The 10,697-nt window shown below is 51.0% G+C and carries 9 protein-coding genes; 6 read left to right on the top strand and 3 right to left on the bottom strand.

Features of this window, described 5'->3' with window-relative positions; translation table 11 throughout:
• Positions 1–346: 346 nt before the first annotated feature.
• The 6 genes from tig to ytvI all read left to right on the top strand — a co-directional run bounded on the left by tig (position 347) and on the right by ytvI (position 7,769).
• The gene (gene tig, locus OCV63_RS16930) at positions 347–1,633 is read left to right on the top strand and encodes a trigger factor (protein ID WP_158365392.1); all 1,287 of its coding nucleotides are present in this window, start codon (positions 347–349) and stop codon (positions 1,631–1,633) included.
• Positions 1,634–1,658: 25 nt separating this feature from the next.
• Positions 1,659–2,243: an ATP-dependent Clp endopeptidase proteolytic subunit ClpP gene (gene clpP, locus OCV63_RS16925; protein WP_158365394.1), complete on the top strand. Its 585-nt coding sequence runs from the start codon at positions 1,659–1,661 to the stop codon at positions 2,241–2,243.
• Between the two features lie 18 nt (positions 2,244–2,261).
• Entirely contained in the window at positions 2,262–3,533 is a 1,272-nt protein-coding gene (gene clpX / locus OCV63_RS16920; protein ID WP_158365390.1) for an ATP-dependent Clp protease ATP-binding subunit ClpX, read from the top strand.
• 85 nt (positions 3,534–3,618) lie between these two features.
• Positions 3,619–5,961, top strand: a complete 2,343-nt coding sequence (gene lon, locus OCV63_RS16915) for an endopeptidase La (protein ID WP_158365388.1) — start codon at positions 3,619–3,621, stop codon at positions 5,959–5,961.
• Positions 5,958–6,593 (top strand): ribosome biogenesis GTP-binding protein YihA/YsxC, encoded by a 636-nt coding sequence (yihA, locus tag OCV63_RS16910; RefSeq protein WP_158365386.1) that lies wholly within the window; start codon positions 5,958–5,960, stop codon positions 6,591–6,593. Before lon ends, yihA begins: the two co-directional genes overlap by 4 nt.
• Positions 6,594–6,650: 57 nt before the next feature.
• Entirely contained in the window at positions 6,651–7,769 is a 1,119-nt protein-coding gene (gene ytvI, locus OCV63_RS16905) for a sporulation integral membrane protein YtvI (RefSeq protein ID WP_158365384.1), read from the top strand.
• A 68-nt stretch (positions 7,770–7,837) separates the two neighbouring features.
• Here ytvI and OCV63_RS16900 read toward each other — a convergent pair whose 3' ends face one another.
• The 3 genes from OCV63_RS16900 to OCV63_RS16890 form a co-directional block, all read right to left on the bottom strand.
• Positions 7,838–8,350 carry a DUF4364 family protein gene (locus OCV63_RS16900; RefSeq protein ID WP_158365382.1) on the bottom strand — a complete coding sequence of 171 codons (513 nt, stop codon included), beginning with the start codon at positions 8,348–8,350 and terminating at the stop codon, positions 7,838–7,840.
• Positions 8,351–8,371: 21 nt separating this feature from the next.
• Complete coding sequence (gene mnmL / locus OCV63_RS16895) at positions 8,372–9,307, bottom strand: tRNA modification radical SAM protein MnmL/YtqA (protein WP_158365380.1); 936 nt, start codon at positions 9,305–9,307, stop codon at positions 8,372–8,374.
• Between the two features lie 192 nt (positions 9,308–9,499).
• Positions 9,500–10,630: an RNA-guided endonuclease InsQ/TnpB family protein gene (locus OCV63_RS16890; RefSeq protein ID WP_416862065.1), complete on the bottom strand. Its 1,131-nt coding sequence runs from the start codon at positions 10,628–10,630 to the stop codon at positions 9,500–9,502.
• Positions 10,631–10,697 lie beyond the last annotated feature (67 nt).

Here is a 10,697-nt window from a genome sequence, read left to right as displayed (position 1 = left end):
TGGTTCTATCTTACTCTTTCTGAACATGAAAATACCCCCCATATAGGACTTTTATATTTCATTGTCCTATATGAGGGTAGCATATCACCGACCGCGTATCGCGCGGGAAAGCATTTGCCGGGGGCTGTTGCCGCGTCGTTACATAAAAACCGGAAAATGATAAAAAACAGAAGCTGCTGTTCACAGTAACAAACAGCAGGGCAGAACCACGCAATTTTATGCAAAATACTTGATTTTTAAGGGGAACCCATGCTATACTACTAAAATGACTGTAAGTATGTAAAAATATACACAGATAATTCGTGGAAGGTGTCCTACACCCCACACTTAAGGAGGAAAATAGAACATGAGTTTACAGGTTGAAAAATTAGAGAAGAACATGGCGAAGCTGACCATCGAAGTTCCCGCTGAGAAAGTAGAAGCGGCGCTTCAGAACGCTTACCTGAAGAATAGAAAGCAGATTTCTGTTCCGGGCTTCCGTAAGGGCAAAGTTCCGCGTCAGATGATCGAGAAGATGTATGGACCGTCCATCTTCTATGATGACGCAGTAAACGCAATGATTCAGGAAGCATATCCGGAAGCAACCAAGGAGTGCGATCTGGAGATCGTATCCCGCCCGGACGTAGAAGTCGTACAGATTGAGAAGGGCAAGCCCTTCATTTTCACCGCAGAAGTAGCAGTAAAGCCGGAAGTAACCCTGGGCCAGTACAAGGGCATCGAGGTAGAGAAGGCTGACACCACAGCGACGGATGAAGAAGTAGCGGCAGAGATCGACAAGGAGCGCGAGGCGAACTCCAGAACCATCACCGTAGAGGACAGAGCAGTTCAGGACGGCGATATGACCGTGATCGACTTCGAGGGCTTCGTAGACGGAAAGGCATTCGAGGGCGGCAAGGGAACAGATTACCCGCTGACCATCGGTTCCGGCGCATTTATCCCGGGCTTTGAGGAGAAGCTGGTAGGCGCTGAGATCGGCAAAGAAGTAGAAGTAGACGTGACCTTCCCGGAGGAGTACCACGCAAAAGAGCTGGCAGGAAAGCCGGCAGTATTCAAGTGCACTGTGAAGGAGATCAAGGTAAAAGAGCTTCCGGAGCTGGATGACGATTTCGCTCAGGACGTATCTGATTTCGATACTCTGGAGGAGTACAAGGCAGACGTTCGCAAGAAGGTAGAGGAGAAGAAGGCTGCTGACGCGAAGGCAAAGAAGGAAGACGCTGTCATTGAGAAGATCATCGAGGGCGCAACCATGGAGATTCCGGACGCTATGGTGGAGACACAGGCAGAGCGTATGGTGGATGAGTTCGCGCAGAGACTGCAGATGCAGGGTCTGTCCATGGAGCAGTACATGCAGTTCACAGGCGGCAATGTACAGGCTATGGTAGAGCAGTCCAAGCCCCAGGCCCTGAAGCGCATCCAGAGCCGTCTGGTACTGGACGCAGTCGTAGCAGCAGAGAACCTGACCGCGACCGACGAGGAAGTGGACGCAGAGCTGGGCAGAATGGCTGAGCAGTACAAGATGGAGACAGAGAAGCTCAAAGAGATGTTCGCTGAGGAAGATCTGAAGAGCATCCGCGACGACCTGGCAGTTCAGAAGGCAGTAGAACTGGTAACTGACGCAGCAGTAGAGAAATAAAAAGGATTGATTGAATATGGCAAATATGAGTTTGGTACCTTATGTCATTGAGCAGACCAGCCGGGGAGAGCGTTCTTACGATATCTATTCCCGCCTGCTGAAAGACCGGATTATCTTTCTGGGGGAGGAAGTAACAGACGTATCCGCAAGCCTGATCGTATCCCAGCTCCTGTTTCTGGAGTCTGAGGATCCGAACAAGGACATCAGCCTGTATATCAACAGCCCGGGTGGTTCCGTCACTGCCGGCATGGCGATCTATGACACCATGCAGTATATCAAGTGCGATGTATCCACCATCTGTATGGGCATGGCGGCCAGCATGGGAGCATTCCTTCTGGCAGGCGGCGCAAAGGGCAAGCGTATGGCGCTTCCCAACGCTGAGATTATGATTCACCAGCCCTCCGGCGGAGCACAGGGCCAGGCTACAGACATCAAGATTGTAGCGGATCATATTCTGAAGACAAAGAAGAAGCTGAACGAGATTCTGGCGGCCAACACAGGACAGCCGCTGGAGGTTATCGCTGCAGATACCGAGCGCGACAATTATATGAGCGCGGAGGAAGCAGTCGCGTACGGCCTCATCGACAGCATTGTAACAAAGAGACAGTAACATAGAGGAAATTGTTGAATGGCTAGAATTAGTGATGATAAGGTGAGATGTTCTTTCTGCGGAAAGACGGGCGACCAGGTACGAAAGATGATATCCGGCCCCAGCGGAACCTATATCTGTGACGAGTGCGTGGAGCTCTGCGCCGAGTTGATCGAAGAGGAATTCGAGCATGACGAGGAACAGGAGGAAGAGGTCCGCGAGCAGATCAATCTGCTGAAGCCCAAGGAGATCAAAGCAGTCCTTGACGATTATGTCATCGGCCAGGAGGAAGCCAAGAAGGTACTTTCCGTGGCAGTCTATAATCACTACAAGCGGATTCTGGCGATGGAAGATAAGAAGGATGACTCGGACGTGGAGCTGCAGAAGAGTAACGTGCTGCTGCTGGGACCCACCGGTTCCGGTAAGACCTTACTGGCCCAGACCATGGCTCGCCTTCTGAATGTTCCGTTTGCCATCGCGGACGCCACCTCACTGACAGAGGCCGGCTATGTGGGCGAGGATGTGGAGAACATTCTGCTGAAGATCATTCAGGCAGCGGATTACGATATTGAACGTGCGGAGCACGGCATTATCTACATCGACGAGATCGACAAGATCACCAGAAAGTCTGAGAACCCGTCTATTACCCGGGATGTATCCGGCGAGGGTGTACAGCAGGCACTGCTGAAGATTCTGGAGGGAACCATCGCTTCCGTACCGCCCCAGGGCGGCAGAAAGCACCCCCATCAGGAACTGATTCAGATTGACACCACGAATATCCTGTTCATCTGCGGCGGAGCCTTCGAGGGTCTGGAGAAGATCATCGAGCACCGGATGGATCGCAGAAGCATGGGCTTCGGCGCATACCTGGGCCGTCCCAATGAAAATGAGGAGATCGGTCATCTGCTTCATGAGATGCTCCCGGAGGATCTGGTGAAATTCGGTATGATCCCCGAGTTTGTGGGCCGTCTGCCGGTGACCGTAGCCCTGGACGCACTGACCAGGGACGACATGGTACGAATTCTGGTGGAGCCGAAAAATTCCATCGTAAAGCAGTATAAGAAGCTGTTTGAACTGGACGGCGTGAAGCTGTCCTTCGAGCGGGAGGCCATTGAGGCCATTGCGGAGCAGACGGTAAAGCGGAAGACGGGAGCCAGAGGCTTGCGTTCTATTATGGAAGGTATCATGATGGATACCATGTACGAGATTCCGTCAGATGACAGCATCACCAACTGCATGATTACAAAAGAAGTTGTGGAGGGAACAGGCACGCCTGTGACCGCCAGCAATGAGATAAAAGCCCGGGCATAACCCCCGGAGTCAGAAAGAGTTCCGCTTGCGGGACTCTTTCGTGCATCAGATAAAAAGAAAAATACGAAAGAGAAGGTGGAAAAATATGTCAGAATTAATTGAAACCCTGCCCGTGGTAGCACTACGCGGAATGACCATCCTTCCCGACATGGTAATACATTTTGACGTGAGCAGAGAACGTTCCGTGAAGGCCATTGAGGAGGCCATGCTGCGCGACCAGAGAGTCTTTCTGGTGACCCAGAAGGACGTACAGGTGGACAATCCGGGATCGGAGGATCTGTACCGGATCGGTACGATCGCTTCGGTAAAGCAGGTCATCAAGATGCCCCAGAAAATCATCCGGGTGCTGGCGGAAGGCCTGGAACGCGGGGAATGGTCTCATTTTTCAGAGGAAGGGGAGTATCTGGAGGCGGAAATCATCCGGTTCGAGAAGGATACGGAGCTTGAGGCCCTTCCGGAGACCGCAAGAGAGGCCATGACCCGCAACCTGGCTGAGATCTTCAGCCTCTATTGCCGGGAAAATGGAAAAATGGGCAAGGATACGGAGCGTCAGATTCTGGAGGAGCATGAGCTGGAGAAGCTGATGAGCCAGGTGATCATCAATCTGCCCCTGTTTTACGAGGATAAGCAGAAGCTTCTGGAGGCCGTGAACCTGTCCGACCGCTACGAGCTGCTCTGCCTCCTGATGGATAAAGAGATCGAGATCATGCGCTTCAAGAAGGATCTGCAGCAGAAGGTCAAGACCCACGTGGACAAGAACCAGCGGGAATACCTGCTGCGGGAGGAGCTGAAGGTGATCCGGGAGGAGTTAGGAGAGGATAACACCCTGACTGACGCCGACCATTTCACAGAAGAAGTGAAGAAGCTGAAGGCTTCAAAAGAGGTAAAGGAAAAACTGAACAAGGAGATCTCCCGCTTCAAAAATATGGGCATGAATTCCTCCGAGAGCGCCGTACTCCGGGGCTATATCGAGACCATGCTGGAGCTCCCCTGGGATAAGGCGTCCCGGGACAGCAGCGACCTGAAGCGCGCGGAGGAGATCCTGAACGCCGACCATTACGGCATGGAGCAGGTCAAGGAACGGGTGCTGGAATATCTGGCTGTGCGGATCCTGACAAAGAAGGGCAGCAGCCCGATTCTCTGCCTGGTGGGCCCGCCCGGAACCGGTAAAACCTCCATCGCCCGTTCCATTGCAAGGGCTTTGAATAAGAAATATGTCCGCATTTCCCTGGGCGGCGTCCGGGACGAGGCAGAGATCCGCGGCCACCGGAGAACCTACGTGGGAGCCATGCCGGGCCGCATCGCCACAGGCATGAAGCAGGCGGGCGTGAAGAATCCGCTGATGCTGCTGGACGAGATTGACAAGGTCAGCAGTGATTACAAGGGCGACACCTCGTCGGCCCTTCTGGAAGTGCTGGATTCCGAGCAGAACAGCCGGTTCCAGGATCATTACGTGGAGCTCCCCATGGATCTCTCAGAGGTTCTGTTCATCGCCACGGCCAACGACGTGCAGACCATTCCGCGGCCCCTTCTGGACCGTATGGAGCTCATCGAGGTCAGCAGTTATACGGAAAATGAGAAGGTGCATATCGCAAGAGAACATCTGATCAGTAAGCAGATGGAGAAGAATGGTCTGAAGGACGATCAGCTCACCATCAGTCCAAAGGCCCTGGAGGCCCTGATTCACAGCTACACCCGGGAGGCCGGCGTGCGGCAGCTGGAGCGGAAAATCGGCGAGGTCTGCCGGAAAGCGGCCCGGGAGATTCTGGAGCAGAAGAAAAAGAGTGTCAAGCTCACCGAGAACAATCTAGAAAAATACCTGGGCAAGCCCCGCTATCATTATGATATGGCCAATGAGACCGACGAAATCGGCATTGTCCGGGGTCTGGCCTGGACCAGTGTAGGCGGAGACACCCTGCAGATTGAGGTCAACATCATGCCCGGAAAGGGCGACATCTCCCTGACCGGCCAGCTGGGCGACGTGATGAAAGAGTCCGCGCGGACAGGCTTAAGCTATATCCGTTCCGTCAGCGACCGTTACGGGATTGACAAAAAGTTCTTCCGGGAGCATGATATACATATCCATATTCCGGAGGGGGCAGTGCCCAAGGACGGACCCTCCGCCGGAATTACCATGGCGACGGCCATGCTGTCCGCCATCACATGCATTCCGGTCTACGCCCATGTGGCCATGACCGGTGAAATCACCCTGCGTGGCCGGGTGCTTCCCATCGGTGGCTTAAAGGAAAAGTTGCTGGCAGCAAAAAACGCCGGTATCAAGACGGTCATCGTGCCGGAGAAGAACCGTCGGGATGTGGAAGAAATTTCCAATGAGATTAAGAAAGGGTTGGAGATCGTCTACGCGGAGCAGATGGAGGATGTATTAAAGATTGCTTTTCAGGAAGCATCCCATGGAGATAAGAAATGATTATTAAAAATGTAAATCTGGAGACGGTCTGTGGTATCACCAGCCGTCTCCCGGAAAATGAACTGCCGGAGATTGCTTTCGCGGGCAAGTCCAACGTAGGGAAATCCTCTCTGATCAACGGACTCTTAAACCGCAAGGCCCTGGCCCGTACCTCGGCCCAGCCGGGGAAAACCCAGACCATTAATTTTTATAACGTAAATCAGGCCATGTACCTGGTGGATCTGCCCGGTTACGGCTATGCGAAGGTGACTCAGGAGATTCGCGAGAAATGGGGCAAGCTCATCGAGCGGTATCTTCATGGATCCAGGCAGCTGAAAGCAGTCTTTCTGCTGATTGATATCCGCCATGAGCCCTCGGAGAACGACAAGCGCATGTACGAGTGGATCGTCTGGAACGGCTACGACCCGATCATCATTGCCACCAAGCTGGATAAGATCAAGAGGAGCCAGATTCAGAAGCAGCTGAAGCTGATCCGTACGGGATTGAATGTGAAACCTGGAACCCAGATTCTTCCATTTTCCGCGGAAACCAAGCAGGGACGGGATGAGATCTGGGCGCTCATCGACAGGCTGATTGCGCCGGAGACAGAAGCGGAAACAGAGGCAGAAGCGCCGGAGCAGCCGGAAAATTAGCGCGGAATAAGCGGAGTGTCCGGCGTAAGCCGGATCCTATGAAAAGAGGTTAAATAGATGGACAGAAAGTACTTGAGAAATGTGGTAAACATCGTACTGTTTCTTGTGGGGGTGGTGCTGGTCTGTCTTTTCGTTCCCCGGTTTCTGGTCTTTTTCATGCCCTTCGTGGTGGGCTGGATCATTGCGATGATCGCAAACCCCTTGGTGAGGTTCATGGAAAAGCGTCTGAAAATCGTGCGGAAGCACAGTTCCATGGTGATTATCATCGGAACCATAGCACTGATTGTACTGGGCGGCTACGGAATTTTGTCCTGGCTGGCCCGGGAGATTTACGGGTTTATCGGAATCCTGCCGGATCTGTATGAAGCGCTGCTGGGCGATCTGGAGAACACCGGCGCGAATCTGGCCGGATTGTCTGAGAAGATCCCGCCGGAGCTGGTGGAAAAACTGGCGGCGACCATCAACAGCCTGACCGAGTCCCTGGGGAATCTCATCAGTACCATCGGCGGACCGACGGTAACCGCCGCAGGCAATATTGCGAAAAACATTCCCAACATTCTGGTCAATGTAATTTTCACGATCCTGTCCGCCTACTTTTTTATTGCGGAGCGTGATAAAATTATCCAGTGGGGCCGGGAGCATACGCCGGAGGAGCTGCGCTCCAAATGGCGCTTTATCACGGGCAAGTTCCGGGGCGCTGTGGGCGGCTACTTCAGGGCCCAGTTCAAAATCATGGGCGTGGTCGCTGTGATTCTGCTGGTGGGCTTCTTCGTTCTGCGGATCAAATACGCGCTTCTCTGGGCTATCCTGATTTCCATTCTGGATTTCCTCCCATTTTTTGGAACCGGAACGGCCCTGATCCCCTGGGCGGCTTTAAAGGTCTTAAGCGGCAATTATAAATTCGCGGTAGGGCTGATCATCATTTATCTGGTGAGCCAGCTGGTACGTCAGGTGATTCAGCCGAAGATTGTGGGCGACACCATCGGACTGAATCCGCTGTCCACCATGGTATTCATGTACATTGGCTATAAGATCGGCGGTATCATCGCTATGATCATCGCGGTTCCCATCGGCCTGATTGTGATCAATCTCTATGAGGCGGGAGCTTTTGAGGATATTATCAAAGATGTGAAAGAACTGGCCGAAGGGTTGAACCAATATAGAAAAGGAGAGTAGGGAATTCCCTGCTCTCCTTTTCTATGGTGCGACTGGCGGCGCAGTGGCAGACGGTTGCTCTATGCATACTACAGAAGATTCTGCATCAGATAAGCGTACAGCTGCTGGCTCCTGGTGCCCCAGTGGGCGCAGATGGATTCCGCCTGCTCTTTGGTGGGCACAGTGAGAGTCAGGTCGATGATGGCCGAGCCCTTTTCCAGCACCCGGCAGCGGGCGGCGTATTCGCCATTTCCGGTGGGATAATAATCAGCCGGAACCGAGATTTCATTGCGCAGCTCATACTTGTGTTCCTTCAGATATTCATCGATCTCTTCCCGGATCTGGGAGGAGATTTTTTTCCCGAAGAATTCCAGGGTCCGTTCCCCCTCGTCAGTGATGGAGTAGAGGGAGGTGTTGCGGACGGTCTTCAAATGGAGAAAACTGGCTTCCACCAGCTCGGACAGGGCCGTCTGCACCGTGAAATAATCCGTGTATTCCTTATCCAGCATGAACTCCGAGAGCTGCCCATTGCTCATGGGGAAGCTCACCTTATCCAGCATATAGAGAAGAATCAGTTTGTATAAAGTTAAAGTGTCTGACATGGCAGTCCGCCGTCCTTTCTTCTAAGATATCTGACCGGAAACGGGCGTATACAGCCGTCCCTGATAAGTATCCCGGATTTTCAGTTCCTTCTGAATCGTATTCAGTACCTGACGTTTGGCCTGGCTCCACAGGGGAGCGATGAGCAGATCCTTCGGTCCGTCGCCGGTGAGCCGGTGAATCACCAGATCCGGGCGGGCGATCTCCAGGCAGTGGATCACCAGATCCACATATTCCTCCAGGGTCAGCACATGGAAGCCGGTAGTTTCATAATAAGAAGCCAGATCCGTGCCTCTCAGGATGTGAAGAAGCTGCAGCTTGATCCCGTCCGCACCGGAGGCATTGATATACCGGACCGTATCCAGAATCATTTCCGGCGTCTCGCCGGGAAGCCCTAAAATAGCGTGTACCACGGTCTCCACGCCGATGGCCTGAAGATGCTCCATGGCCTCGTCGAAGACGGAGAGCGGATAGCCCCGCCGGATAAAACCGGCCGTCTCCTCGTGCATGGTCTGAAGCCCCAGCTCCACCCAGACGGGCTTTCTCTGATTCAGCTCGTAGAGTAGTTCCAGCACCTCCGGCCCCAGACAGTCCGGCCTGGTGGCGATGGAAAGTACGGCGACGTCCGGATGGGCCGCTGCTTCTGTAAAAATTTTTCGCAGATGCCCGATGGGCGCGTAGGTATTCGTATAGGCCTGAAAATAAGCGATATAACGCTCTACAGGCCGTTTCCCCGCAAGGCGTTTTTTTGCGTCCGCGATCTGCTCCGTCACGGAAAGCCGGGCGCTGGCTGCAAAATCGCCGGACCCACCGGCACTGCAGAAGATACAGCCTCTGGTTCCCAGAGTACCGTCCCGGTTCGGGCAGGTGCAGCCGCCGTTCAAAGATAATTTATAAAGTTTCTCACCGAAGCGCTCACGAAGCGCTCCGTTGAGAGAGCGATAACGTTCCTGAGACATGACATTTCTGCCACTCAAAATGTGTGTAAATATACTCACATCGAGATAATGTAAACTTTCACAAGTTTTACTTACTGTTTCATCGTGTATGCTTTGGATTGACCAAAATCATATCTACTCACAAGTTCTTGTACACTCCACAGTCGTTAATTCCCGCGTAAGCCCACGGTACATACCTACGTTTGCGTTTATTTATGCAACTTCGTAAGTCGTAGCATCTCTCAGATTAAGTGCAGCATTGAAATCTCTGTCTTCGATATAACCACAGTCACATCGGAAGATTCTGTCCGAAAGTTTTAAATCTTTCCTGACAGCTCCGCAACAGTGACAAGTTTTAGATGATGGATACCATCTGTCTACTACACGAAGTTCAATTCCGCTTTCCTTGCATTTAGCTTGAAGTTTCGTTCTAAATTCATAAAACTTCTGCGAAGCAACTGCCTTTGATAGATGTTTGTTCTTCATCATTCCTGATACGTTTAAATCTTCAATCGTTATATAAGATGGTTTGGTTTTCACTATCTCTGCGATTGTTTTATTGATATAGTCAGTACGGATACTGTCTATTTTATGATGAAGTTTCTGTACCTTGAGTTTTTGTTTCTGTATATTTGCTCTTTGAGTGGACTCTCCTTTCTTTAAATTTTCATACTTTCGAGAAAAACTTCTCTGTTCTCGGATAAGCTGTTTTTCAAGTTTCTTTAATTTTGCAGATTTGTTAATGTTCTTATAAGTTTTACCATTAGAAACAATGGCAAAATCCTTTAATCCAAGGTCAATGCCAATTCCTTCCTTTGAATGATTGGCTATTTTGTTATTTGGAATTTCTATAAGAACTGAAACATAGTATCTGTCAGCTTTTATTGAAACATGACCGCTTTTAATCACATACCCGTCTTTGGTAGTAGGAAAGTATCCTTTTTCTTTCATACGAACCCAACCAAGTGATGGAATATTAATTCTGTGTCTTTCGCATCGGCAATCCTTTGGATTATTCTTTACGAAATACATCTTCACATCAGATTTTCCTTTCTTTTTAAAATTAGGAAAACCACTTTGATGTTTAAAAAATCTGGTAAATGCGACACAACCATTTTCGATTGAACGCTTTACAGATTTTGAACTGACTTCCTTAATCCATAACTTATCTGGATTTTGGGGAAGATACTCATTGTTCAGCCAGACACTAAAACTTTTACCACTCATAAACTTTTCTCCATTGTCATGAAGTTCTTTGTTATGAGCGAGATAGAAATTGTAAATATATCTACAAGTTCCTATTGTTTTACGAATCTTAACTTTCTGTTCCTCTGTCGGATTTATTTCCGTCTTGAAGCTCTTTAGCAATGTCCTCATCCTTTTCTATTTGGTTTTTATACTTACGAAGCCC

The sequence above is a fragment of the Laedolimicola ammoniilytica genome (assembly GCF_025567165.1).
Taxonomy (GTDB): Bacteria; Bacillota; Clostridia; order Lachnospirales; family Lachnospiraceae; genus Laedolimicola; species Laedolimicola ammoniilytica.
The sequence above is the reverse complement of the archived record's forward strand: the minus strand, read 5'-3'. Positions and strand labels throughout refer to the sequence as shown.

What these genes read in the sequence shown, in the direction of transcription:
- tig (WP_158365392.1), top strand. Translation starts at nt 347, where the DNA reads ATGAGTTTACAGGTTGAAAAATTAGAGAAGAACATGGCGAAGCTGACC.
- OCV63_RS16900 (WP_158365382.1), bottom strand. Translation starts at nt 8,350, where the DNA reads ATGTCAGACACTTTAACTTTATACAAACTGATTCTTCTCTATATGCTG.
- clpP (WP_158365394.1), top strand. Translation starts at nt 1,659, where the DNA reads ATGAGTTTGGTACCTTATGTCATTGAGCAGACCAGCCGGGGAGAGCGT.
- mnmL (WP_158365380.1), bottom strand. Translation starts at nt 9,307, where the DNA reads ATGTCTCAGGAACGTTATCGCTCTCTCAACGGAGCGCTTCGTGAGCGC.
- ytvI (WP_158365384.1), top strand. Translation starts at nt 6,651, where the DNA reads ATGGACAGAAAGTACTTGAGAAATGTGGTAAACATCGTACTGTTTCTT.
- yihA (WP_158365386.1), top strand. Translation starts at nt 5,958, where the DNA reads ATGATTATTAAAAATGTAAATCTGGAGACGGTCTGTGGTATCACCAGC.
- lon (WP_158365388.1), top strand. Translation starts at nt 3,619, where the DNA reads ATGTCAGAATTAATTGAAACCCTGCCCGTGGTAGCACTACGCGGAATG.
- clpX (WP_158365390.1), top strand. Translation starts at nt 2,262, where the DNA reads ATGGCTAGAATTAGTGATGATAAGGTGAGATGTTCTTTCTGCGGAAAG.